This window comes from Streptomyces sp. NBC_00178 (assembly GCF_036206005.1).
GTDB lineage: Bacteria > Actinomycetota > Actinomycetes > Streptomycetales > Streptomycetaceae > Streptomyces.
Map to the genome: position 1 here is coordinate 6,859,086 of NZ_CP108143.1, position 22,583 is coordinate 6,881,668.

General features: G+C 70.3%; 25 protein-coding genes and 1 tRNA gene. 13 read left to right on the forward strand and 13 right to left on the reverse strand.

What is annotated here, in order from left to right:
• The first annotated feature begins 19 nt into the window (after window positions 1-19).
• A complete protein-coding gene (locus OHT61_RS30125) occupies window positions 20-778 on the forward strand; it encodes an ArsR/SmtB family transcription factor (protein WP_329042537.1) in 759 nt (252 codons plus the stop codon).
• A 55-nt stretch (window positions 779-833) separates the two neighbouring features.
• Here the strand turns inward: OHT61_RS30125 and OHT61_RS30130 are convergent, their stop codons facing one another.
• The 4 genes from OHT61_RS30130 to OHT61_RS30145 form a co-directional block, all read right to left on the reverse strand.
• The gene (locus OHT61_RS30130; protein ID WP_329042538.1) at window positions 834-1,061 is read right to left on the reverse strand and encodes a hypothetical protein; all 228 of its coding nucleotides are present in this window, start codon (window positions 1,059-1,061) and stop codon (window positions 834-836) included.
• Window positions 1,062-1,560: 499 nt separating this feature from the next.
• Window positions 1,561-2,040: a hypothetical protein gene (locus tag OHT61_RS30135; protein WP_329042539.1), complete on the reverse strand. Its 480-nt coding sequence runs from the start codon at window positions 2,038-2,040 to the stop codon at window positions 1,561-1,563.
• A gap of 261 nt (window positions 2,041-2,301) precedes the next feature.
• Window positions 2,302-2,841, reverse strand: coding sequence for a GNAT family N-acetyltransferase (locus OHT61_RS30140; protein WP_329042541.1), 540 nt, complete (start codon window positions 2,839-2,841; stop codon window positions 2,302-2,304).
• Complete coding sequence (locus OHT61_RS30145) at window positions 2,834-3,367, reverse strand: SRPBCC family protein (RefSeq protein WP_329042543.1); 534 nt, start codon at window positions 3,365-3,367, stop codon at window positions 2,834-2,836. Before OHT61_RS30145 ends, OHT61_RS30140 begins: the two co-directional genes overlap by 8 nt.
• Before the next feature lie 139 nt (window positions 3,368-3,506).
• On the opposite strand from OHT61_RS30145, the gene OHT61_RS30150 reads away from it, so the two are divergent.
• A complete protein-coding gene (locus tag OHT61_RS30150; RefSeq protein WP_329042544.1) occupies window positions 3,507-4,859 on the forward strand; it encodes a radical SAM protein in 1,353 nt (450 codons plus the stop codon).
• A 125-nt stretch (window positions 4,860-4,984) separates the two neighbouring features.
• Here the strand turns inward: OHT61_RS30150 and OHT61_RS30155 are convergent, their stop codons facing one another.
• Window positions 4,985-5,842, reverse strand: a complete 858-nt coding sequence (locus OHT61_RS30155) for an NADPH-dependent F420 reductase (protein WP_329042546.1) — start codon at window positions 5,840-5,842, stop codon at window positions 4,985-4,987.
• Here OHT61_RS30155 and OHT61_RS30160 point away from each other — a divergent pair.
• The 3 genes from OHT61_RS30160 to OHT61_RS30170 all read left to right on the forward strand — a co-directional run bounded on the left by OHT61_RS30160 (window position 5,834) and on the right by OHT61_RS30170 (window position 8,655).
• The gene (locus OHT61_RS30160; RefSeq protein ID WP_329042547.1) at window positions 5,834-6,385 is read left to right on the forward strand and encodes a glycoside hydrolase family 25 protein; all 552 of its coding nucleotides are present in this window, start codon (window positions 5,834-5,836) and stop codon (window positions 6,383-6,385) included. The two genes, OHT61_RS30155 and OHT61_RS30160, sit on opposite strands and share 9 nt — an antisense overlap.
• Window positions 6,386-6,546: 161 nt before the next feature.
• Window positions 6,547-8,277 (forward strand): aa3-type cytochrome oxidase subunit I, encoded by a 1,731-nt coding sequence (ctaD, locus tag OHT61_RS30165; RefSeq protein ID WP_329042548.1) that lies wholly within the window; start codon window positions 6,547-6,549, stop codon window positions 8,275-8,277.
• 36 nt (window positions 8,278-8,313) lie between these two features.
• A complete protein-coding gene (locus OHT61_RS30170) occupies window positions 8,314-8,655 on the forward strand; it encodes a hypothetical protein (protein ID WP_329042550.1) in 342 nt (113 codons plus the stop codon).
• Between the two features lie 58 nt (window positions 8,656-8,713).
• On the opposite strand, the gene OHT61_RS30175 is transcribed toward OHT61_RS30170, so the two are convergent.
• The 3 genes from OHT61_RS30175 to OHT61_RS30185 all read right to left on the reverse strand — a co-directional run bounded on the left by OHT61_RS30175 (window position 8,714) and on the right by OHT61_RS30185 (window position 11,738).
• Entirely contained in the window at window positions 8,714-9,091 is a 378-nt protein-coding gene (locus tag OHT61_RS30175; RefSeq protein ID WP_329042552.1) for a VOC family protein, read from the reverse strand.
• 623 nt (window positions 9,092-9,714) lie between these two features.
• Window positions 9,715-11,304, reverse strand: coding sequence for a sigma-70 family RNA polymerase sigma factor (locus OHT61_RS30180; RefSeq protein ID WP_329042553.1), 1,590 nt, complete (start codon window positions 11,302-11,304; stop codon window positions 9,715-9,717).
• 239 nt (window positions 11,305-11,543) lie between these two features.
• Window positions 11,544-11,738, reverse strand: a complete 195-nt coding sequence (locus OHT61_RS30185) for an antitoxin (protein ID WP_329042554.1) — start codon at window positions 11,736-11,738, stop codon at window positions 11,544-11,546.
• A gap of 316 nt (window positions 11,739-12,054) precedes the next feature.
• Here OHT61_RS30185 and OHT61_RS30190 point away from each other — a divergent pair, with 316 nt between their 5' ends.
• Together OHT61_RS30190 and OHT61_RS30195 are read left to right on the forward strand one after the other, a co-directional pair.
• Window positions 12,055-12,858 (forward strand): SAM-dependent methyltransferase, encoded by an 804-nt coding sequence (locus OHT61_RS30190; RefSeq protein WP_329042555.1) that lies wholly within the window; start codon window positions 12,055-12,057, stop codon window positions 12,856-12,858.
• A 33-nt stretch (window positions 12,859-12,891) separates the two neighbouring features.
• Complete coding sequence (locus tag OHT61_RS30195; protein WP_329042556.1) at window positions 12,892-14,181, forward strand: FAD-binding protein; 1,290 nt, start codon at window positions 12,892-12,894, stop codon at window positions 14,179-14,181.
• 25 nt (window positions 14,182-14,206) lie between these two features.
• Here the strand turns inward: OHT61_RS30195 and OHT61_RS30200 are convergent, their stop codons facing one another.
• The 3 genes from OHT61_RS30200 to OHT61_RS30210 form a co-directional block, all read right to left on the reverse strand.
• Window positions 14,207-15,196: an MASE1 domain-containing protein gene (locus OHT61_RS30200; RefSeq protein ID WP_329042558.1), complete on the reverse strand. Its 990-nt coding sequence runs from the start codon at window positions 15,194-15,196 to the stop codon at window positions 14,207-14,209.
• Between the two features lie 67 nt (window positions 15,197-15,263).
• Window positions 15,264-16,088, reverse strand: coding sequence for a PP2C family protein-serine/threonine phosphatase (locus OHT61_RS30205; protein WP_329042559.1), 825 nt, complete (start codon window positions 16,086-16,088; stop codon window positions 15,264-15,266).
• Between the two features lie 98 nt (window positions 16,089-16,186).
• Window positions 16,187-16,660: a MarR family winged helix-turn-helix transcriptional regulator gene (locus OHT61_RS30210; protein ID WP_329042560.1), complete on the reverse strand. Its 474-nt coding sequence runs from the start codon at window positions 16,658-16,660 to the stop codon at window positions 16,187-16,189.
• 109 nt (window positions 16,661-16,769) lie between these two features.
• On the opposite strand from OHT61_RS30210, the gene OHT61_RS30215 reads away from it, so the two are divergent.
• Entirely contained in the window at window positions 16,770-17,180 is a 411-nt protein-coding gene (locus tag OHT61_RS30215; RefSeq protein WP_329042561.1) for an organic hydroperoxide resistance protein, read from the forward strand.
• A gap of 69 nt (window positions 17,181-17,249) precedes the next feature.
• On the opposite strand, the gene OHT61_RS30220 is transcribed toward OHT61_RS30215, so the two are convergent.
• Window positions 17,250-17,322 (reverse strand) — tRNA-Trp (locus OHT61_RS30220).
• A 164-nt stretch (window positions 17,323-17,486) separates the two neighbouring features.
• Here OHT61_RS30220 and OHT61_RS30225 point away from each other — a divergent pair.
• The 4 genes from OHT61_RS30225 to OHT61_RS30240 all read left to right on the forward strand — a co-directional run bounded on the left by OHT61_RS30225 (window position 17,487) and on the right by OHT61_RS30240 (window position 20,212).
• On the forward strand, window positions 17,487-17,648 hold the full coding sequence (locus OHT61_RS30225) for a hypothetical protein (RefSeq protein WP_329042562.1): 162 nt from the start codon (window positions 17,487-17,489) through the stop codon (window positions 17,646-17,648).
• 69 nt (window positions 17,649-17,717) lie between these two features.
• Window positions 17,718-18,350, forward strand: coding sequence for an SGNH/GDSL hydrolase family protein (locus OHT61_RS30230; RefSeq protein WP_329042563.1), 633 nt, complete (start codon window positions 17,718-17,720; stop codon window positions 18,348-18,350).
• A gap of 563 nt (window positions 18,351-18,913) precedes the next feature.
• A complete protein-coding gene (locus tag OHT61_RS30235; RefSeq protein WP_329042565.1) occupies window positions 18,914-19,150 on the forward strand; it encodes a DUF397 domain-containing protein in 237 nt (78 codons plus the stop codon).
• A 153-nt stretch (window positions 19,151-19,303) separates the two neighbouring features.
• Window positions 19,304-20,212, forward strand: a complete 909-nt coding sequence (locus OHT61_RS30240; RefSeq protein WP_329042566.1) for a helix-turn-helix domain-containing protein — start codon at window positions 19,304-19,306, stop codon at window positions 20,210-20,212.
• 37 nt (window positions 20,213-20,249) lie between these two features.
• Here OHT61_RS30240 and OHT61_RS30245 read toward each other — a convergent pair whose 3' ends face one another.
• A complete protein-coding gene (locus OHT61_RS30245; RefSeq protein ID WP_329042567.1) occupies window positions 20,250-21,065 on the reverse strand; it encodes an SAM-dependent methyltransferase in 816 nt (271 codons plus the stop codon).
• Between the two features lie 406 nt (window positions 21,066-21,471).
• Between OHT61_RS30245 and hemC the strand changes: the two genes are divergently transcribed.
• The gene (gene hemC, locus OHT61_RS30250) at window positions 21,472-22,407 is read left to right on the forward strand and encodes a hydroxymethylbilane synthase (RefSeq protein ID WP_329042568.1); all 936 of its coding nucleotides are present in this window, start codon (window positions 21,472-21,474) and stop codon (window positions 22,405-22,407) included.
• Window positions 22,408-22,583 lie beyond the last annotated feature (176 nt).

Sequence of the window (22,583 nt, forward strand, 5' to 3'; positions counted from 1 at the left end):
GGTCACATATTTTGGACGGATGGACGCAGTGTTCAAGGCTCTGGCGGATCCCACGCGGCGCGAACTGCTCGACGAGCTGTTCCGTGAGGACGGGCAGACACTGGGTGCGCTGGAGGCCCGCTTCGAGATCACGCGATTCGCCGTGATGAAGCACCTCAGGCTGCTGGAGGCGGCGGGACTGGTCGTCACGCGGAGGCGGGGCCGGGAGAAGCTCCACTTCCTGAACCCGGTGCCCATCCGACTCGTCCACGACCGGTGGGTGAGCAAGTACGCGGAGGCCTGGGCCGCCGGGCTCAGCGACCTCAAGAGTCGACTGGAGAATCCCATGGAGAAGGTCTTCGAGATCTACATCCGCACCACGCCCGAACGCCTCTGGGAGGCGATCACCGACCCCGAGATCAGAAGCCAGTACAACTTCGGGGCACGCATCACCTCGGACTGGACCGAGGGGTCGACCTTCGAGATGGGCGCACCCGGTGCGCCCGGACCGCTCGGAGAAGGCCGGAACCTGGAGGTCGACCCGCCGCGCAGACTGGTCCAGAGCATGGTGGCGCTCTGGAGCGACGACGTGAGGAACGAGGGCGCCACCCGCGTCACGTGGGAGATCGAGCCCGTCGGCGACTCCTGCCGCCTCACCGTCACCCACGACGAACTGCGTGAAGGCGCCAACGACGAGCTGTACGGCGGTTGGCCGATGATCCTCTCCGGCCTGAAGACCTGGCTGGAGACCGGGGAACGGCTCACCACACCCGGTTCCCTCATGTACACCGGTCAGTAGGGGACCCGCGCCCGGCCCCGCCCCCTGAAAGGAGCGGGGCCGCCGCCGGGACCCGTCAGCGATCCGAACCGGTCAGGCTCGGCTGCAGTTTCCGGACGAGAGCGAAGAACCTGTCCTCGTTACCCGCGAGCCCGGCGCTGTGCAGGGCCTCGTCCGCCTCTTCCATCGGCGAGGCGAGCAGCGGCATGTACAGCGGACCGTCGGCCGGGTCGGCGAGCGCGGCGCGGGTGGCGGCCAGTAAGCGGATGTAGGCCTGGGCAGCGGCCACTTCTGTCTCGTGCATCTCAGCATCTCCCGGTCAGAGGTGTCGGACCGTCAAGCATCCCCCATGGGTCTGACAACGAGGCCGAAGGCGGCGTCGGGCGGGGGGTCTGACGCTGGTGCGGCGAACACACGTCTCCCGGATCCGTGGCCTGCGTGTCGGTCACGTGACCATCGCTTGATCTGCGCCTTGTCGAGTCGCCGACCCCCTGTAGTGGACCCCCGTTCCACAGCCGGATCAGTCTGCTCGCAGACTGCCGGTCGTGGGATCGGAGCCGATCGACGAGGCTGCAGCCAGCCCTTCGACACATGTCCGGAAGTCGGCAGGCGGACATCGAGCTGACGCTCGGCATCCTGAACAAGCGCGTCGGTCAACGGCGGCTGAACCCCGTAGCGCCCCTCGCCCCAGAACGTCCTCCTGACCTCGTCGAACCCCGCCACGAGCGCATCCTGCGGACCTCGCCCACGGGCTTGACCAGCTACAGGAGCTTCAACGCAGGCCCGCCGTACGGGCCGGCCGGTCACGCGCGGACGGCGGACGGCGGTTCCACTTCGAGGAAGCGTCGCTTGCGTGGCCCCCGGTAGAGCAAGGCCGTCCAGCCGAGCCGCCGCAGCACCTCGGCGCAGCCGGCCAGTGCCTCTCCCTCGTCGTGCGCCGCTCCGCTGCCCGGGGGGCCGACCCACTCCACCCGCACGGAGCCGGGCCGGTCGTTCTCGCGCACGCGATAGCCCGTCGCCGTCCGCTCGCCGGACGGTCCGACCGCGGACGGGGTTGTCCCGGCAGCCTCCAGTGCCAACGCCACGGCCCGCAGCGGCCGGTGGAGCTCCCACGGGGCCGGCGCCCCTTCGGGGTCCGCGCAGGTGCTGCGGGTCAGACGCCTGATCTGGAGCATCCCTTCGAACGCTGTCCGCACCTCCCCGGTGCGGGTGCCCTTCGGGTCCGGCGCCACCGGGCCGTCCCCGGTCGCCGCCTCGAACACCCGCTCCTGTGCCTCGCCCATACCCCGCCTCTCACCGGTGACGACCCCCGGGGCCAAGTGTGCGCCCGCCCACTGACATCGGCCGCCCGTCCGCAGCACAGCACACCGCACCGCACCGCCGCCTCGGCGACCTGCTGAGACGTTTCGGCGAGAGGCCGACCGCCTTTCGCGCGGCGGTGTCCGCGAGCAGATCCTCAGCGAGCACGGGCGACTGACAAGGACAGCGGGACGCGCCTGGCGGGCACAGGCACAGACAACACAGGCACAGGCACGCGCACAGGGTCAGACGGTGGACTCCCCGGCATCGACATCGACGTAGCCCAGCATCCGGTTCATGGCGATGGCCCTCGTGTTGGCGGCGTGGTGCAGGGTGCGCACGCGGTGTACGCCGCACACTTCGGCGAAGCCGATTCCGTGGACCTTCATGGCGACGGCGACGCCCGCGCGCCGGTACTCCCGCCGCATCCCGGTCATTTCGTTGAACACCCATCCCGACGCCCGCCGGTCCGAGGTGGCGGCCATGCCCGCCCAGGCGCCGTCACCCGCTACGGCCAGTACGACTCCGCGAGGATCGAACGAGGGCACGTCGACGCGCTCCCGTACGTACTCCTCGTACGTGTAGAAGAGTCCCCGGCCCGGGATGTCGGCGGCACAGTCCCTGTTGAGCTCGTACAGGCGACGACGGTTCGAGGGGGTGTCACCGAGTTCCGCGTACGTCGTCAGCATCAGGCCGGCCGATCGGCAGCGGTCGGTGTACGGCGCCCAGCGGTCCACGTCGATGTGGCGCACGTCCAGTTCCAGACCGACCCAGGTCTCACCCACGGTGCGAGTCCTCCGGAGCGAGTCCGGCGTCCTGCTCCAGGACGGCCTTCAGGCGGTTCAGTGTCGTACGGATGTTCCCGCGCTGGAACTCGGCGAACGTCTGGCCCCGCGTCGCCAGCCGGTCGAACGCGTCGGCGAGGAAATCAGGCCACGCAAGCCGGTGATCCGTCCACGTCTCGGTGACCCGCGTCGCACCGTCGACCGCTTCGAATCGGTACTCCCACAGTGCGATGGGCGCCCGGAGCCGTGGGCGCCGCGCCCCGATCGCGTGCACGCGGAAGGCGAACCGCCGGCCGGGGTCGGCGGCGGTGACCGTGCAGCGGGTCGTCCAGCGGAAGGAGCCGCGCTTGTTCCGGCCTTCGAAGACCATCCCGACGTACGGGCCGCGGTGCTCGCCGAGCACCCGCGCACCCCTGTTCTCGGGGCTCCACCTCCCCATCGCGGTGGGATCGCTGAGCTGGTCGTACACGTGGGAGGGATCGGCCCGGATCAGAATGCTGTCCGACACGGACATGGTGCGGGGCATGGGGTCACTCCTGTCCTCGGCCGGCGCGACCCGAGGGAAGCCGGACGGGTCATCTGCGAACGCCTGACGGTGCTGGTTCGTTGGACAGTGTGGCCTACACGCAACAGTGTCCATGACACCGGACCCGAGGAGCCCGTACATGCCAAGCCCTGCCGACTCCGGCTCCACCCGACCCGCCGCCGTCTCGGGCGAGCGGACACGCCTGGTGGAACGGCTCATGGAGCGGTTCCCCCACGTGCCGAGAGAAGCCGTCATCAAGGAGGACCTGCTGCGCGGCGGCATGGCGTTCGACGAATCCGCCCTCAGCGACAACGAGGACGGGGACGTGAAGCCGAAGTCCTACTTCATCTTCTCCTTCGACCACGGCACCCTGCCCGAGCTCGGAGCGGCCGCCCTGCGGCGGCCCCCCGAGGAGATCGTGCTCACCGGCGGGCCGTACGACCTGCGCCGCACCGTGGTGTCGGTGCGCGTCAATCCCGCCTCGCCCTACCGCGTGGCCGCCGGGCCCGACGGAGTCCTGGGCCTGTACCTGGACGGCGCCCGCATCTCGGACGTGGGCCTGCCCCCGATGCCCGACTACTACCGGCACACGCTCTCCAACGGAAAATCCGTGATGGAGGTGGCCCCCACGATCCAGTGGGGCTACCTCGTCTACCTCACGGTCTTCCGCGTGTGCCAGTACTTCGGCGCCAAGGAGGAGTGCCAGTACTGCGACATCAACCACAACTGGCGCCAGCACAAGGCGGCGGGCCGCCCCTACACCGGGGTGAAGGACGTCGAGGAGGTGCTGGAGGCGCTCGACATCATCGACCGCCACGACGCCGCGCGCACGACCACCGCCTACACGCTCACCGGGGGCGCCATCACCTCCCACCTCCAGGGCAAGGACGAGGCCGACTTCTACGGCCAGTACGCCCGGGCCATCGAGGAGCGCTTCCCCGGACGCTGGATCGGCAAGGTGGTCGCCCAGGCGCTCCCCAAGGACGACGTCCAGCGCTTCCACGACCACGGCGTGCAGATCTACCACCCCAACTACGAGGTGTGGGACCGCCGCCTGTTCGAGCTCTACTGCCCGGGCAAGGAGCGTTACGTCGGCCGCGACGAGTGGCACCGCCGCATCCTCGACTCCGCGGACGTCTTCGGCGCCCGGAACGTGATCCCCAACTTCGTCGCCGGAGTGGAGATGGCCGAGCCCTTCGGCTTCACCACCGTCGACGAAGCCATCGCGTCGACCACCGAAGGCCTCCGCTTCTTCATGTCGCACGGCATCACCCCGCGCTTCACCACCTGGTGCCCGGAGCCCACCACACCCCTCGGCAGGACGAATCCCGACGGCGCGCCCCTCGAGTACCACATCAGGCTGCTCGACGCGTACCGCTCGACCATGGAGGAGTACGGCCTGTCATCGCCGCCCGGATACGGCCCGGCGGGCGCGGGCCGCGCGGTGTTCTCGGTCAGCTCGTTCATGGACAGCCTGCCTGCCCGGGACTGACGCCTCGCGGCTGGTCCGAGGCCGCGCGAGGCGGTCACCGGCCCGGCATCCGGCCGAGGCGACGGCGAGGGTGCCCGCACCCGGTCCCTCCCGGGACGGGCACCACGTCCGTACGGCGTGCGGCCTCAGGCGCGCCACTCGGCGGTGCGCTCCGGCGATGCCTCCGCCAGGGCCTTGGTGATGGCCTCGACGTCGCCCCGGTTTCCGTAGGCGGGCGTGCCGGGCTGCTGGCGCCACGAGTCGTCGAGGCCACCGGCGTCCACGGTGTCGAAACCGAGCTCGTCGATCAGGTCCCGCACGACCTGCTTGGCCGCGGGGTCGTCACCGGAAACCGGAAGCGCCTGCCGGCCGGGAGTGCCGTGCGGTACGGCGTTGTCCAGGATGTCCTGGGCGTACGTCCCGTTGAACGCCTTGATCATCGGACGGCCCAGATGCTGCTCGGTCCACCGGCTCTCCGTCAGTCCGTCCTCGATGGCGGCGATCCTCCCGTCGCGCTGCTGCGGGTAGTAGTTGCCCGTGTCGATGAACACCGCTCCGTCCGCGGCTCCGTCGAGAATGCCCGCGGGCAGGCCGGGAACGGACTTGAGCGGGACGGTCACCACCACGACGTCCGCCCCGCGCGCGGCTTCGGTTGAACGGACCGCCGTGGCTCCCGTCTCCTCGGCGAGCGCTGCGAGCGTCTCCGGCCCGCGGGAGTTGGCGACGGCGACATCGTGACCCAGAGCGGTGAGCCGCCGGGTCAGGTTGCCGCCGATGTTGCCCGCCCCGATGATGCCGATCTTCATGATTACGACCTTCCGATGCCGAATGCGTGAGGTGAAAGGGTCTCGCCGGATCACCAACCCGGAGCGGCAGGACACTATTCCGTGCCCGCTGAATCGGTTCTGCGGCCGTGCGACGGATGGCTGCTCCGCGGCCGGGCACGTATGGACGAGACAAGCGGAATGAGTGTCCCCCACTTGGAGGTGGAGCCCGTGCTGCACGGGGTCGACGTCAGCGCCTATCAGACCGACTTCGACACGGACGACGTGGATTTCGTCTTCGTGAAGGCGACCGAGGGCCGCACCTATGTCAATCCGAGACTGAAGAACCAGGTGAAGCGCGCCCGTGACGCCGACTGCATTGTCGGTTTCTATCACTTCCTGTGGCCCGGACACGCCAAGGAGCAGGCCGCGCATTTCGTCGAGGGGGCTCCGGACAAGCCCGGCGACCTTCTCGCGGTCGACTGGGAGGAGACGGGCGAGGGCACGCGTGCGAGCAGCACGGACAAGGACCGCTTCATCCGTGAGGTGAAGAGGCTGAAGCCGCGTCACCGTGTCCTGCTGTACTGCAACCGTTCCTTCTGGCGCACCCACGACACGAGCTCGTACGCCGGTGACGGGCTCTGGATCGCGGACTACGGCACGGCAGGCGAACCACGGGTGGAGGCCGACTGGCGCATCCACCAGTACACCGACCACCCGCTCGACAAGAACGTGGCCGACTTCCGGTCGCGGGACGCGATGCGTGCCTGGGCGGAGGGCTGAGGGAGCGGGCGCGTCAACAGCGGTATCGCGGCTGTCGGCCAATGGAGTGTCCTTTGCCAGCCACTGGTGCAGTGCACAGGGAGATGGCAGGCGTCGCCGCCGCGCGGAGTCCATCCTGGTCGCCGAGTCAGCAATCGGCCGTCGACCGAAGGAGTGCCGCAGTGACGACGAGGGGCCCCTCAGCATCGCTGGAAGCCGATGCCGCCTATCAGGACGAACTTCCTGTGCGGCGTCGGCAGCCGGGGAACGTGGTCATCCGGTGGCTGACGACCACCGACCACAAGACGATCGGCACGCTCTACCTGCTCACGTCGTTCGCGTTCTTCCTCTTCGGTGGCATCCTCGCCCTCGTGATGCGGGCCGAGCTGGCTCGGCCGGGCATTCAGATCATGTCGAACGAGCAGTACAACCAGGCGTTCACGATGCACGGCACGATCATGCTGCTGATGTTCGCGACGCCGCTCTTCGCCGGATTCACGAACTGGATCATGCCGCTGCAGATCGGCGCGCCCGACGTGGCGTTCCCGCGGCTGAACATGTTCGCGTACTGGCTGTACCTCTTCGGCTCGCTCATCGCGGTGGCCGGCTTCCTCACGCCCCAGGGTGCTGCCGACTTCGGCTGGTTCGCCTACTCCCCGCTCACCGACACGGTGCACTCGCCCGGCATCGGCGCCGATCTGTGGATCATGGGTCTGGCCTTCTCCGGGTTCGGCACGATCCTCGGTTCGGTCAACTTCGTCACCACGATCATCTGCATGCGCGCCCCCGGCATGACGATGTTCCGCATGCCGATCTTCGTCTGGAACGTCCTGCTGACCGCTGTACTGGTCCTGCTGGCCTTCCCGGTCCTGGCCGCCGCGCTCTTCGCACTCGAAGTCGACCGTAAATTCGGCGCCCACGTATTCGACGCCGCGAACGGCGGCGCGTTGCTGTGGCAGCACCTCTTCTGGTTCTTCGGCCACCCGGAGGTGTACATCATCGCCCTGCCGTTCTTCGGAATCGTCACCGAGATCATCCCGGTGTTCAGCCGAAAGCCGATCTTCGGTTACGTCGGACTGATCAGCGCCACGATCGCCATCGCGGGGCTCTCCGTCACGGTCTGGGCGCACCACATGTACGTGACGGGCGGTGTCCTGCTGCCGTTCTTCTCCTTCATGACCTTCCTCATCGCGGTACCCACCGGTGTGAAGTTCTTCAACTGGATCGGCACCATGTGGAAGGGCTCGCTGTCCTTCGAGACACCGATGCTCTGGTCGATCGGATTCCTCGTGACCTTCCTCTTCGGCGGTCTCACCGGGGTGATCCTCGCGTCGCCCCCGCTCGACTTCCACGTCTCGGACTCCTATTTCGTCGTCGCGCACTTCCACTACGTCGTATTCGGCACCGTGGTCTTCGCGATGTTCGCCGGGTTCCACTTCTGGTGGCCGAAGTTCACCGGCAAGATGCTGGACGAGCGGCTCGGGAAGATGACCTTCTGGACGCTGTTCCTGGGCTTCCACGGCACCTTCCTGGTGCAGCACTGGCTCGGCGCCGAGGGCATGCCCCGCCGGTACGCGGACTACCTCGCGGTCGACGGCTTCACCGCCCTGAACACGGTCTCCTCGATCGCCTCGTTCGTGCTCGGCTTGTCGATGCTGCCCTTCCTCTACAACGTGTGGAGGACGGCCAAGTACGGCAAGCAGATCGAGGTCGACGACCCCTGGGGCTTCGGGCGCTCCCTCGAATGGGCGACGTCCTGCCCGCCGCCGCGTCACAACTTCCTGACCCTTCCGCGGATCAGGTCCGAATCGCCGGCGTTCGACCTGCACTACCCGGGAGTCCGGGCCATCGAGGACGCGACGAACCTCCCCTCCGAGTCCGTCACGGTCGCTCCCGGGGACAAGCAGGAATAGAGACCCGGGGCTCCGGCCCGTGGAGAGGAGGACGGTGTGAAACCCGACAAGGAGAGTGCCCGGGGCCTTGCCCAGGTGGAGGGCTACCTCCTCTGGAACGCCGAGGTCGACGAGGCGCGCCGCCAGGCACGGCGTTTCACCGACGCACTGCCCTGGCTCACCACCGCCCAGCGCGAGGACGTCGAGCGCGTCTACGTCACGGACAGGGTGGCGCTCTGCAGGGACACACTCACCAGGATCGCCGGTCGCGCCGTCGAACTCCGGGGTGAGTACACCGCACGCTACGACCGGCTCAGGGCGCGTTGCGTGGCCCTGTCCGTCCTGACCGTCGGCGCGGTGAGCGGCACCTGCGCCGCGCTGACGGTCATCGGCCGCTGACACCGCGCCCTCGGGCGCCCGGATCCGCCCGGGCGCCCGAGGGTGCCGCCCTGTCCCCTCAGTGGCGCACCAGGCAGAACGGATGCCCCGCCGGATCCGCGAAGATCCGCCAGCCCCGGGTGTCCGGCCCCCCGTCGAGCAGGGCCGCCCCCAGACCCAGGACGAGTTCCGTCGCACGGTCCAGGTCGGCGACACCGAAGTCCAGGTGGGACTGCTGGGGGTGGGCGGGGTCCGGCCACTGCGGGGGCCGGTACCCCTGGACCCGCTGGAAACAGAGGACGAAGCCCGTCGGGGTGTGGACGGTGGCCCACTCCTCACTCAGGGCCCATCGTCCGTCGGGCCGGTCGGCCGTTCCGCCGAGCAACTCGGCGTAGAAGCGTGCCAGCAGCGCCGGATCAGGACAGTCCAGCACCACACACTGCAGTTCGGCGATCATGCGCCGAATCCTAGGACGCGCACCCGCGCGCCGCCCGCTCGCACGCCCGGCGCACAACCGACGGGCCTCGCGCCCTTCTGTACGTGCTGCACCTTCTCGCACAGCTTGCTCGGTGCACGGGCGACGACCCGCGCCGGTCGTGGGTGCCGCGCCCATGCCCCGGATTCCCGTCAGCGGTAACCCCCGTGGTCTCGCGGTGTGGCCCGACGGCTCGCGTGTGTACGTCGCCGACTACTCCGGTAACAGTGTGTCGGTGCTCCCGGCCTCCATCGGCTCCACACCGACGTCCCCAACACCGGTCCGGGCAGAGCCACTTCGGCCGAGGTCACCGCGAGCCTGCCGGTCGGCACCATCGCGACCGGGCTCTCGCCCCGGCTGCACGGCCTCGGGCGGCACCGTCGTCCGCACCTTCGCGGACCTCGTCGACAGCGCCGTCGCCACCGCAGGTTTCAAGGTCCCGCCGTCGCGGCTCAGCCTCGGTCGGTTCGCGGTCGAGGCCGCCCGTACGGCATTGTCCCCGGACGGCGCCGACCCTGCCGACGACACGTCGTCGGCGTCCTGCGTGGTGATCTCCCTGCCGCCGGTCACCTGCTGACCCGTCGTACGTGCCGGTCGGCCGCCCGTCAGAGCGCGGTGCCGAAGTTCTGTGTCCAGACCGGCCCCCCGGACGAGTCCTCCCGGCCGATCCCGATCTCCTTGAAGGCACAGTTGAGGATGTTGGCCCGGTGTCCTTCGCTGTTCATCCAGGCCTCCATCACCGCCTCCGGGGTCTGCTGGCCCTTCGCGATGTTCTCGCCGTACGTGCTCCACCGGTATCCGGCCGCGGTGATACGGGCGCCCGGGTCCGTGCCGTCCGGCGAGGTGTGGGAGAAGTAGTCCCGCGCCACCATGTCGGCCGAGTGCCGGGACGCGGCGGTCGTGAGCTTGCTGTTGCTCGTCACCGGTGAGCAACCAGCCTTGGAACGTTCGGAGTTGACCAGGTCGACGACCTCGTCTGCGACCGACGGCGCGGCCGGCGGCGGCTTCGGCGCGGCTGCGGGCGCGGAGGAGGGCGTGCGCGGCTTCGGCGCCTTGCGGGGAGTCGGCGACGCGCTGCGGCTCGGGGACGCGGACGGTTTCGCGGAGGGCGACGGTGACGGTGAGGCCGACGACGCTGACGGCGAGGGTGATACCGAAGGGGACTGAGGAGACGTGGCCGTGTCCGAGGGGCCGCTGAGAGGAGAGACGGCGGTCGACGGTCCTTCACCGTCGTCGTCCGTGTAGAGGTGGACGACCGCCCCGCCCGCCCCGAGCACGCCGACCGCCACCAGCCCCGCCACGACCGTGGTGCGCCGCCGCCGGCGAGCCCCGTCCCGGCGTCGCTCGGCCCGGCCGGGACCCGACAGGGCGGTGGTTCCCGCCACGGGCAGGAAGGCCGCAGGCAGGATGTCGGTCGCAGGGCCTGCGACCGACGCCGCCACGGGTACCAGCGCGAGTCCGACCAGGAGGCCCTCCGCCGGAACCAGGCCCGAGCGGTGCCCCGCGCACACCGTGCACTCACGTGCGTGCCGCGCCAGGCGCTTGCGCCAGAGGGCGGAGGGCGTCCCGTCCCACCGGGCCGTCAGGTCCTCGAGGAGGACACAGCCCGGTTCGGCCGTGAGAGCGCGGACCACGATCCGGGCGGCTTCGAGCCGCTCCTTCATCCGCTGGACGCGCACAGCGGTGTGCTGGGGCGAGAGGTCGAGGGCGCACGCGACCTCGGCCCGGGTCAGCTCGCCGGCCGTCTCCAGCCACCAGAGCGACACCAGCTCCCGGTCCTCTTCGTCCAGCCACCGGGTGGCCTCGGCGGCCTCCCGGCGCTGTCCCGTCAGGCCCAGCCGGACGATCGTCAGCTCGACGAAGTCGGCGGCGGGATCGACGACGTCGTACGCGTCCTCCATGGGGTCCGCGGATATGTCCCCGGACCCGCGCCGACGCCAGTGCCCGCGTATCTCGTTCATCGTGATGGCCACGAACCAGGACCGGAAGCTCTTGGGGGAGCGGAGTGAGGGCAGGCCGTTGAGCATGCGCAGCACGCTGTCCTGGACCACGTCGTCCACATCGGTGTGCCCGTTGAGGGCACGGCCCACGATGTTGTAGACGAGCGGCAGATAGGACGCCACGAGCGCGTCCTGTGCCTGAGCGTCTCCCTTCTGAGCCGCTTTGATCAACGCCGTCTCGCGTGCCTCGCCCATGCTGTGCTCACTCTTCCGGGATCCTGTTCCGTCACTTCCCACACTCGGGAGACGCCGTGCGGCGGGGACGATAACAGTAATCCGGTCACGTGCTCGAAATCCGCTCCCGGTTCCGTGCTCGCGTGGCCGCGTCCGGCCCCCGACGGATCGGCGGCCGCGGGATCCGGCGCCGCGTACCCGGACGCGGCCGAGGCGCCGACCCGCTGGAGCGGGTGGCGCCTCGGCCGGTCGGGTACGGGTCAGGAACGATGCGGGTCGTCCCGGTCGGATTCGTTGCCGAGCTGCTGCTTGAGCTTGTCCTGGCCGGTGTCGACGTGCTTGGCGTACTTGCCCCCGGTCCGGTCGTCGATCATGTCGCCGCCTTTGTCGACGCCCTTCCCGGCCTGGTCCTCGTGGCCCTTCAGCATCTTCTTGATCTTGTCCATCGCGGACATGCGGGTCCTCCTAGGCTCGGCTTCCCCCACCCGTCCAGGGTCACCGCACATCGCCCGCCCCGCATCCGCGAGCTCGCCGTCGCGGTCCCGAGGGGGCCGCGACGTGTGAAGCGCCGCCGGATGGGCACATACCGGGTTACCTGGAGGAGGTGGTGGCCGTGGGCCGCATCCAGATCGTCCGCCGTCCGCAGCCCCCCACGGGGCCGCCCCCGCTCGACCTGCGCACACCGTCCGGCAGGCCTCTGCCGTACTGACCGTCCCGCTGTCCCGGACGCGCACCGGTTCCCCGCGGACGAGGTGGGTGTGAGGGGTACACATGAGCGATGACCGAGAGCCGCCCACCGACCGGCTGCAGACGGACCGGGCACACTCGGCCCGCGTCTGGAACTACCTGCTGGGCGGCAAGGACAACTACCCCGCCGATGCCGAGGCCGGCGAGATGATCATCGAGGCATTCCCCGACATCGCGGGCATCGCGCGGGATCAGCGGGCCTTCCTCGCACGCGCCGTGCGCCACCTGACCGGCGAGGCGGGAGTCCGGCAGTTCCTCGACATCGGAACCGGGCTGCCCACCGCGAACAACACCCACGAGGTCGCTCAGTGGATGGCCCCCGAGTCGCGGGTCGTCTACGTCGACAACGACCCGCTGGTGCTCACCCACGCCCGGGCGCTCCTGACCAGCACCCCTGAGGGCGCGTGTGCCTACGTGGACGCCGATGTGCGCGACACCGCCCTCGTCCTGCGGGAAGCGGCCCGGACCCTCGACCTGGGCGAACCCGTGGGTCTGACACTGCTCGGGATCATGGGTCAGCTGCCCGACGAGGAGGACCCGTGGGGGCTGGTCGGGCGTCTGCTGGCGGCCCTTCCGTCCGGAAGCCACCTGGTCCTCGCCGACGGGACGGACACGAGCGACAGGATGACGCGCGCCATCGAGGCGTACAACGCCCATTCCGCGAGCTCGTACCACCTGCGGAGCCCGGCACGGATCGCCGAATTCTTCCACGGGCTCGAACTGGTCGAGCCCGGCGTCGTCCGGACGTCGCGGTGGCGGCCCGATCCCGTCAGCGGAGCGGATCCGCCGTCGAGTCACGCGGTCTGCGGGGTGGGACGCAAGCCCTGAGACCCCCGACCGGCGCGGCGTAAGCTCCGGAGCATGATCGACCAATCGGCGCACGCCCCGTCCGCCCGGCAGACGAACTGGGCCGGCAACATCACCTTCGGCGCGAAGCGTCTCCACACACCCGCGACCGTGGCCGAACTCCAGGACGTCGTGGCCGCGGGAAGTGCGGTGCGGGCGCTGGGCACCGGCCACTCCTTCAACACGGTGGCCGACACGACGGGCGACCTCGTCTCGGTGGCCGGGCTGCCCCGATCCGTCGAGATCGACACGGACGCCGCGACCGCGACGGTGAGCGCCGGGCTGCGCTTCGGGGAGCTGACGGGCGAACTGCACCGCAGCGGCTTCGCCCTGCACAACCTGGGCTCGCTGCCCCACATCTCCGTGGCCGGTGCCTGCGCCACCGGGACCCACGGCTCGGGGGTGGGCAACCGCGCCCTCCCCGGTGCCGTGAGGGCCCTGGAGTTCGTCACCGCCGACGGCCGGCTCGTCTCCCTGGAGCGGGGGGACGCCGACTTCGCCGGCGCGGTGGTCTCCCTGGGGGCCCTGGGGGTGGTGACCCGTCTGACCCTGGACCTCGTGCCGGCGTTCGAAGTCCAGCAATGGGTGTACGAGGGGCTCCCGCAGGACAGGCTCCTGGGCCGGTTCGACGAGGTGATGTCCGAGGCCTACAGCGTCAGCCTGTTCACCGGATGGCACGGCGGAGCCATCGACCAGGTGTGGCTCAAGCGGCAGGTCGACGAACAGGGGCCCCGCAGTGCCCCGCAGACGTGGCACGGTGCGGAGCTCGCCGGGGGTCCCCGGCATCCGGTGCCCGGCATGGCGGCGGAACACTGCACGCAGCAGCACGGCGTCCCCGGCCCCTGGCACGCGCGCCTTCCCCACTTCCGGCTCGAATTCACGCCCAGCAACGGCGACGAGCTGCAATCCGAGTACTTCGTCGACCGGCGCGACGCCGTAGCGGCCTACGAGGCCCTGGACCGGGTCCGGGAGCGCTTCTCGCATCTGCTCCAGATCGGTGAGATACGCACCGTGGCCCGCGACGACCTGTGGCTCAGCCCGGCCGAGGGCCGTGACTCGGTGGCCTTCCACTTCACCTGGGTGCCGGACACCGCGGCGGTGACCCCCGTCCTCGGGATCATCGAGGAAGCCCTCGCTCCCTTCCGTGCCAGGCCGCACTGGGGCAAGGTGTTCACGACTCCGCCCGCCGCACTGCGCGAGCTGTACGGCCACCACGCGGACTTCGAGCGGCTGACCCGCCGGTACGACCCCGCAGGCACGTTCCGGAACGACTTCCTGGCCCGCCACTTCCCCCGCGCCGCCTGAGACGGGGGCGCGGTCCCGGCGGCGTTCAGCCGGGCTCGGCCTGCGGCGTGTCCGGCCCGCCCTCCCGCACGGGACGCGGGGCGAGTTCCTCCACGAGGGCGGCCAGTTCCTCGCAGGCCACCTCCGTCTCGTGCCGGATGTTGTTGTGCTCCGTGACGATCGCGGCCAGCAGCAGGGCGGTGAGCGCCACGCAGCCGTTGAGGATGCACAGGTTGAACATGACCTCGAGCACCGAGTGATTGGCGAACGGCCCGGCCGAATCGGTACCGGCGATGATCGCCACGACGGAGATCAGCAGTGCGCACGGGGCGCTGCCCGGCAGCTGGAAACGCAGGGCGGCCCAGATGAGTACCGGGAAGACGAGATAGAGCATGGACAGCTCGCTCATGGTCGCGATGGCCGTCGAGGCGACCGTCACGACCGCGAGCGCGGTGGCCTCCGCCCATCTGTCGTCCAGCCGGGGCCGCCGCAGTCTCCGCAGGACCAGCAGGAGGGGGGTGACCGTGAGCACCCCCATCGCGTCACCCGCCCACCAGGCCGACCAGACCTGCCAGAACTGGTCACCGGGGAGTCCTCCACTGAGCCACTGGACTCCCGCGCCCACCGTGGCGCTGATGGTCATGCCACCGAGGGCGCCGAGGAAGACGAGCGCCACCCCGTCGCGCAGCCGGTCCAGCTCGGGACGGAACCCCACGGCCCGCAGCGCGAGGAACGAGCACAGCGGGGCCAAGGCGCTGCCCGCCGCGACGGCGACTCCCCAGAAAGTGGGGCTGTCGCTCATCGAGAGCACCGTGACCAGGGCGCCGATGGCGATCCCGGGCCAGATGCGGGCACCCAGGTGGAGCAGGGCCGCGACGGCGATACCGGACGGCGGCCACAGCGGGGTGACCACCGAGCTCTGGACCTGGACCTCGCGGAGAAGCCCGAGCTGCCCGGACCCGTAGTAGACGGCGGCGATGCCCAGCATCTGCGCGACGATCACGGCCCGGCGTCTGGATTCCTCGCTGCGGATCACGCACCTCATCAGACACCGCCCGCGGCGGCGGGGCGGTCGTGACACGCTCGGCCGGTCGTCGGCCCGGTCAGAGCGCGGCCGCGCCGTGCCGCAGGACGAGTACGGCGGCGTCGTCCTCGTGGCCGGTGAGCACGGCCGCCTGCAGCACTCGGTCCGCCAGTTCCTCGGCGTCGGCGAGGCAGTGGTCGCTCACCAGGCGCCGGACGCGGTCCAGGCCGGCGTCTATCGTCAGCGACGGACCCTCGACGACACCGTCGGTGAGCAGGACGAAGGCTCCGTCCACCGTCAGGTCGCGCCGGGTGACCGGGTAGTCCTGACGCGGTTCTATGCCCAGCGGAAGGCCTCCCGCGTCAGCGGTGACCCCCGAACGGCCGTCGGCGGTCGCCCAGACGCAGGCGACATGGCCGGCGCGGGCGCTGCGCAGCTCCCGGGTCGCGGGGTCGAGGCGGAGGAACGAGCAGGTGGCGAAGAGCGTGGAGTCCATGGACATGATCAGGTCGTTCGTGCGCCGCATGACCTCGCCCGGATCGGGCGCCGAACTGGCGACGGCACGCATCGCGATCCGGATCTGTCCCATGAAGGCGGCCGCCTCCACGTCGTGCCCCTGGACGTCACCGATGGCGAGCCCGAGTGCCCCGTCCGGGAGGAGGAATCCGTCGTACCAGTCGCCGCCGATGTCCAGCCCGTCCCGCGCGGGTGCGTAGCGGGCGGCGGTGCGGAGACCCGGGAAGGAGGGAAGCGTCGCGGGCAGCATCTTGCGCTGCAGGGCCTGCGCGAGTTCGACGCGTGCCTGGTGCAGTTCCACTTCCTGCCGGGCCCGGGCAGTCAGATGCTGCAGGGTGCTGAGCAGGTCCTCGGCGCTCGCCGACCGGGGAGTTCGACGCCGGTTCATGGGCCGCTCCGCGTTGCGATAGTCCCTGCATCATATTTCGGCGGCGAAGCTCCGGCGAGCGCTGCCCGCGCGCCCCGGACACGACGCCGCGGGGCGGGTCAGCCAGCGTGGTCGAGGGCTGCGGTGAGCCGCCGCAGCGTCTCCTGCAGGGTGATCACCTCCTGGACCGACATGCCCGTGGCCCGCAGGATCGCCCGGGGGACGGGCAGGGCCCGCTCCCGCAGTCCGGAACCGGCGTCCGTGAGGTGGACCGTCACGGAGCGCTCGTCCTCGGGACCGCGCTCGCGTCGGACGAGTCCGGCGGACTCCAGACGCTTCAACAGCGGTGACAGGGTCCCGGAGTCCAGGTGCAGCCGCTCACCGATCGCCTTGACGGGCAGGGGGCCGCGCTCCCACAGGACCATCATCGCGAGGTACTGCGGATAGGTGAGCCCCAGGTCTTTCAGGGCTTCCCGGTAGACGCCGCCGAAGGCGCGGGAGGCCGCCTGCAGCGAGAAGCACACCTGGTGGTCCAGGCGCAGCATGTCGGCGTCCGGCACGTCGGGAGCTGGTGCGTCAGGTGGCGGCGTCATGAGGCCAGGATAGCGCGCCGCCCGTCATTTACTTGTGCACAATTGAATTGTGTGTCACTCTCTTGCAAGTGATCGACCCACGGTCACGTCGTACGAGAGAGGTCTCCCCATGGACGCGCTGTACACCGCTGTCGCAACCGCCAACGGCCGCGAAGGCCGGGCGGTGAGCTCGGACGGCAGGATCGACCTGGCTCTGGCGATGCCTCCGGCTCTCGGGGGCAACGGCGAGGGAACCAACCCGGAGCAGCTCTTCGCCGCCGGCTACGCGGCCTGCTTCGCCAGTGCGATGAAGGAGGTCGCCCGCGAGATGAAGGTCGACACCAAGGACGTCTCCGTGACGGCCGAGGTCTCGATAGGCAAGGACGAGACCGGCTTCGGCCTGGCGGTCGTCATGCGCGTCGAGCTGCCCGAGGCGCTCGAGGGCGAGACCGGCCGCCGCCTGGTCGAGGCGACGCACGCCTTCTGCCCCTACTCCAAGGCCACGCGCGGCAACATCGAGGTCGAGCTCGTCATCGAGTGACCGAGCGGCGAAGCGTTTCCCCCGCCGGCCCGGGGTGGGGGAAACGCTCGTGCAGGGCGGGACGAGCGGCAGGGGAGGCAGGAGTCGAACCTGCGGCATCCGGTTTTGGAGACCGGCGCTCTGGCCTCTGAGCTACACCCCTTCGGTGCCGACAGCCTCGCAGCCCGCCCCACCGGCCGGCAACCGGGTTTTCCGTGGCCCGGACCGGGTCGCCGGGGTCGCCCGGAGGCCTTCGGCGGGCGACGCGTACACTCGGCTGCCGTTTCCGCTGACTGGCGGGCACAACCGATCGTTAGGCAGTTTCACGTGAGTTTCGCAGAGGCAACCGACGCGCCGATCTACGCCGGGCTGGTGGAGGAGCAGGGCGATGTCCCGGCCGAGGTGCGGCGGGTGGCCGAGGAGACCCTGCTGGAGGCCGGCCGCGTGCTCGACTTCAGCACCATGCGTGTCCCGGCCGCGGCGCGTTAGGCCTGGTCCGGGCTGCGGCGGGCAGAATCAAGGGTGGTATCCACTGGTTCCCACCCAACGGAGCGTCGCGTGACCATCAGCCTGCACGGCTCGCCAGTCGTCCTGTTCCAGGGGGACAGCATCACGGACGTGGGCCGGCTGATGGACCCAGACGAACCCCTCGGCCGCGGTTACGTCCGCACGGTGGCCGACCGCGTGCGGTCCGCCCGTCCGGACGACGGCATCACGTTCCTCAACCGGGGTGTGTCCGGCGACCGCGTCTCGGACCTGCGCGCCCGGTGGCGTGAGGACGCGACGGATCTCGAACCGGATGTGGTGTCCGTCCTGATCGGTGTGAACGACACCTGGCGCCGCTACGACTCCGGCGAGATCAGCACGATCGAGGCGTACGAGGACGACTACCGCACCGTCCTCACCCGGGCGCGGGAGAGGCCGGACACCCAGCTCGTCCTCATCGAGCCGTTCCTGATCCCGGTGCGGGAGGAGCAGTGGGCCTGGCGCGAGGATCTCGATCCCAGGATCCAGACGGTCCGCAGGCTGGCGGAGGAGTTCGACGCCTCGCTGCTGGCCGCCGACGGACTGCTCAACCAGGCGGCGCGGGCCGCGGGCGGGCCCGCGCACATCGCCGGTGACGGCGTCCATCCCACTCCGCTCGGACACGCGCTGCTGGCCGAGGCGTGGATGGCGCTCGCCGGACTCTGACCGCCGGGCTCCGGAGCCACGGGAGTCCTCGCCCGCCCGGTCCTCCCCGTACGGGCCGGGCCCGCGACCGGCCCCACGACCTGCTCGGCGCGTCGCGGACACGCATGCTTGGGCCTCGCTCCAGGAAACCCTCCGCCCCGCGCAGTACGGGTACTTGAGGACCGGCTCGTCTTCGGGCAGACCGGCGTTCGGGCGTGGCGCGGGGGGCCAGGGCGCGCGGATCCGCTTCCCCGCCGCGTGCGGTGAACCAGGCGCCGGGATCACCGGATCGCGAGCCGGCCGTGCGAGCGGATCCCCCTCGGGCGCACACGCCCTCCTCGACTCGGCCGCGAAATGTGCTCTCCGTGTGCAAGAACGCTGACCGCCCTGCGGCGAAGGCCGGTGCGAGGTGTCCTTGGGGGCCCGGCGGCCACTAGTATCCTCGCCGTCCGCGCAACCGCATGCAATTGCATCCGAAATTGCATGCGGCGGTGTGAGCGGGAGACGTCCGTCCACCCCGCGGGCAGGCGCCGACAGTCGCGCCAGCGAGGAACCGAGCAGACGGCCGAGAAGGAATGAACCGCATGCAGCACATCGACAACGGCGTTCCCGCCAACTCCCTGACCGGCGTGGAGTGGAGGAAGAGTCATCACAGCAATCCCAGCGGGAACTGCGTCGAGATGGCCCTGCTGCCCGGCGGCGAGATCGCGGTCCGCAACTCCCGCCACCCCGAAGGGCCCGCGCTCGTGTACACCGGCGACGAGGTGCGCGCCTTCCTCGCCGGCGTACGGGACGGCGACTTCGACGGCTTGGCGGGCTGACGGCTCATCGGCCGCGGGGAGGCCTCCACGGAGGCGTCGGCCGAAACCCGGCCGCGCCGACAGGCCGAAAATCAACCGCACTTCGAGTGATCTGCCCCCTCCCGGGGCTCCTGATGGCAGACTGGCGCCATACGTCCGCCTTCAGGAGCCCGCATGCCCGGCATCGAACCGCTGCATCCGTCACGGAGGCCCACGCTCGCGCCGGCCCCCGGGGCGAGTCCCACCGCACTGCGTCTGGTCCTGGGCGCGCAGCTGCGGAGGCTGCGGGGCGAGGCGGGACTCACGCCCGAGGTGGCGGCGAGCCGGATCCGGTGCTCCACGGCGAAGATCAGCCGTATGGAGACCGGCCACTCGCCGTGCAAGGAGCGCGACGCCGTCGATCTCCTCGCGCTCTACGGCGTGACCGACCCGGCCATGACCGACGAGTTCATCGACCTCGTCCGCAGGGCGGGTCAGCGCGGATGGTGGCGCAGCTACGCCGATGTGCTCCCCGACTGGTTCGAGCCCCTGGTCGGCCTGGAAGAGGCCGCGGCGTCCATCCGCACGTACGAGGGCCACTACATCCCGGGTCTTCTGCAGACCGCCGCCTACGCCCACGCCGTGGTGCGCTCCGGGCACGCCCTCGAATCCGAGGAGGTCACCCGACGAAGGGTGGAACTACGGCTCAGAAGGCAGGAGTTGCTGCACCGCCGGGACGCCCCGAAGCTCTGGGTGCTGCTGGACGAGGCCGTGCTGATGCGTCCGACGGGCGGCGCGGCCGTGATGCGGGAGCAGCTGGTCCATCTGCTGGAGATGACGGAGCTGCCCCACGTGATCGTGCAGGTGGCTCCCTTCGACGTGACCGCCCACACCTCTCCCGGCAACGGCATCACGTATCTGCGCTTCGCGATGGACGGGCTCCCCGACGTCGCCTACATCGAGCACCTGACCAACGCCACGTCGGTCAACAAGCAGGAGAGCACGGACGAGTACCGGTGGATCCTGGACTCCCTGAGCGCACAGTCCCCGAGTCCGGCGGCGAGCAGGGAACTGCTGAGGCGGGCGCTCGAGCGTTACACCTGAGCGCCCGCCGCACCCCCGGCACGTCGTCCGGGGGATGTCACCACTTGCGGCCGACACCGCCGTACTCGATCCACTCCCGGGTCTCCTGCTTCGGCGCGAGGTCGGAGTCCGGCCGCCAGGTGGAGACTTCGACCAGGCCGGGTTCAAGCACGTCCAGGCCTTCGAGGAACTCCCGTACGTCGTCCTCGCGGCGCACGCGTCCCCACTGGTCCCCGGTGCTCTTGGCCATGAAGTCCGTGACGAAGTCGCGGGTCGCCGCGTCCTCGCTCACCAGCTGACACACCACCAGGAAACTGCCCGGCGCCAGGCGGTCCGCCACGCGGCGGATCAGTCCCGCCGGATCGTCCTTGTCCGGGATGCAGTGCAGCACGGACACGAACAGTGCGGCCACCGGCTCGTCGAAGTCGATCAGCCGGGTCACCTCGGGGTGGCCGAAGATCCCCTCGGTGTCACGCATGTCCGCCTGGATGACCGCCGTCCGGTCGTTCTCCTCCAGTATGGCCCTGCCGTGGGCCAGGACGATGGGGTCGCTGTCGATGTAGACGACCCGGGCTCCGGGATCGACCAGCTGGGCGACCTGGTGGACGTTGTCCTGGGTCGGCAGGCCGGATCCGTGGTCGATGAACTGGCGGATCCCGTACTCGGATGCCAGATGGTGCACGACGCGGCGGAGGAAGCGGCGGTTGTTCACCGCGAGGACCTTGGTGCTCGGGACCACCTCGAGCAGCTCCTCGCACGCGACCCGGTCGGCGGGGTAGTTGTCCTTTCCGCCCAGGTAGTAGTCGTACATCCGCGCGACGCTCGGCACGTTCACATCGATGTTCTTCGGAATGGAGGTGTCCCCGTTGCTCATCCAGCCCCTCGCGGTTCAAAGAGAAGAAGTCGGTGTCCGTGAGCGCCCATGCTAGGTACCCCGTCGAGCCGCTGACAGCCCACGGGGGAGTGAGGCAAGACCCCGGGGCGGGGAATCGGCCATCCCGGAAGGGTGCGGGGCACCCGCCCGATCCGGACAACCGGTGCTGAACGGACGGCCAGCCGTCCTTCCTGAGCCACGTCTCGCGCAACTCTGCCTGATGGAGGGCTTTTTGACGTCCGGGGACGCCGGCGTGACAGCCTGATCGCGGCATCCGGGACGCGCGTCGAACGCGGCTGGAAATCGATGCCTGGCCTCCTTCCGGCGCGGCCGTCGCGATGGGGGACCGGTGCCGGGTCCGCGTCGTGCGATCGGAGCTCGAGTCAGGCGCACTATCGTGGGCACCATGTCCGCCCCTGAGCTGATCCGCATCGTGTCGCGCGACTCACCCATGGCCCTGGCCCAGGTCGAGCGTGTCCGGGCCGAACTGGCCGCACTCCACCCCGCCACCGTCACGGAGGTGGTTCCCGTCCGGACCACCGGCGACAAATGGCTCGGGGACCTCTCGAAGGTCGAGGGTAAAGGCGCCTTCACCAAGGAGGTCGACGCAGCCCTGCTCGCCGGGGACGCGGACCTCGCGGTGCACTGCGTCAAGGACATCCCCGCCGACCGCCCGCTGCCGGCCGGGACGACGTTCGCCGCCTTCCTCGAGCGCGACGACATCCGTGACGCCCTGATCCACCCCGGGGGCCTCACGCTCGACCAACTGCCCGACGGCACCCGGATCGGCACCTCCTCCGTCCGCCGCGTGGCCCAACTCGCCGCCTCGCACCCGCACCTGGAGTGCGTCCCGTTCCGGGGCAACGCCAACCGCCGACTGGCGAAGCTCGCGGAGGGCGAAGTCGACGCGCTTCTCCTCGCGGCGGCGGGCCTGCACCGCATCGGCCGCCCCGAGGTGATCAGCGACCTGCTCGACACCGAGACGATGTGCCCGCCCATCGGCGCCGGCGTCCTCGCACTGCAGTGCCGGGATGGCGACACGGCGACGATCGAGGCGGTGACCGGGCTGAACCATCCCGGTACCTACCGGGAGATCACGGCCGAGCGGATGTTCCTTCACGTGCTTCAGGGCCATTGCAACTCCCCGATCGCGGGCTACGCCACGGCCCACCGCAACGGTGACCTCTCCCTGCGGGCCTGTGTGTTCACGCCGGACGGGAAGACGGTGCTCAACGCCCACGAATGGGCCGGCCCGCTCGATCCCGCCACCCTCGGTACCTCGGTGGCCGTCGCACTGCTGCGCCAGGGGGCGCGCGAGCTGATCGACGGCATCGCCCACTGAGGCGCGAGGCACCCCGGGCAGGTGCGGGCGCACACGCGTCGGACCGCCGGGCACCCCGGCCACGACCGGGCCGCGGCGGCCGGAGACACCCGATTGCACGATCAATCCGCCTGACCGGCTGCCGAGAGTCCCCAGAGCGCGGATCGTGGGAGGCAGCGCCATCACGGGTCGGCCGC

Excerpts from the sequence above, each read along its gene's own strand:
- OHT61_RS30205 (WP_329042559.1), bottom strand. The coding sequence starts at position 16,088 with ATGAACCGGCGTCGAACTCCCCGGTCGGCGAGCGCCGAGGACCTGCTC.
- OHT61_RS30150 (WP_329042544.1), top strand. The coding sequence starts at position 3,507 with ATGCCAAGCCCTGCCGACTCCGGCTCCACCCGACCCGCCGCCGTCTCG.
- hemC (WP_329042568.1), top strand. The coding sequence starts at position 21,472 with ATGTCCGCCCCTGAGCTGATCCGCATCGTGTCGCGCGACTCACCCATG.
- OHT61_RS30185 (WP_329042554.1), bottom strand. The coding sequence starts at position 11,738 with ATGTCCGCGATGGACAAGATCAAGAAGATGCTGAAGGGCCACGAGGAC.
- OHT61_RS30215 (WP_329042561.1), top strand. The coding sequence starts at position 16,770 with ATGGACGCGCTGTACACCGCTGTCGCAACCGCCAACGGCCGCGAAGGC.
- OHT61_RS30135 (WP_329042539.1), bottom strand. The coding sequence starts at position 2,040 with ATGGGCGAGGCACAGGAGCGGGTGTTCGAGGCGGCGACCGGGGACGGC.
- OHT61_RS30240 (WP_329042566.1), top strand. The coding sequence starts at position 19,304 with ATGCCCGGCATCGAACCGCTGCATCCGTCACGGAGGCCCACGCTCGCG.
- OHT61_RS30195 (WP_329042556.1), top strand. The coding sequence starts at position 12,892 with ATGATCGACCAATCGGCGCACGCCCCGTCCGCCCGGCAGACGAACTGG.
- OHT61_RS30210 (WP_329042560.1), bottom strand. The coding sequence starts at position 16,660 with ATGACGCCGCCACCTGACGCACCAGCTCCCGACGTGCCGGACGCCGAC.
- OHT61_RS30190 (WP_329042555.1), top strand. The coding sequence starts at position 12,055 with ATGAGCGATGACCGAGAGCCGCCCACCGACCGGCTGCAGACGGACCGG.
- OHT61_RS30180 (WP_329042553.1), bottom strand. The coding sequence starts at position 11,304 with ATGGGCGAGGCACGCGAGACGGCGTTGATCAAAGCGGCTCAGAAGGGA.
- OHT61_RS30145 (WP_329042543.1), bottom strand. The coding sequence starts at position 3,367 with ATGCCCCGCACCATGTCCGTGTCGGACAGCATTCTGATCCGGGCCGAT.
- OHT61_RS30125 (WP_329042537.1), top strand. The coding sequence starts at position 20 with ATGGACGCAGTGTTCAAGGCTCTGGCGGATCCCACGCGGCGCGAACTG.
- OHT61_RS30235 (WP_329042565.1), top strand. The coding sequence starts at position 18,914 with ATGCAGCACATCGACAACGGCGTTCCCGCCAACTCCCTGACCGGCGTG.
- OHT61_RS30130 (WP_329042538.1), bottom strand. The coding sequence starts at position 1,061 with ATGCACGAGACAGAAGTGGCCGCTGCCCAGGCCTACATCCGCTTACTG.
- OHT61_RS30245 (WP_329042567.1), bottom strand. The coding sequence starts at position 21,065 with ATGAGCAACGGGGACACCTCCATTCCGAAGAACATCGATGTGAACGTG.
- OHT61_RS30175 (WP_329042552.1), bottom strand. The coding sequence starts at position 9,091 with ATGATCGCCGAACTGCAGTGTGTGGTGCTGGACTGTCCTGATCCGGCG.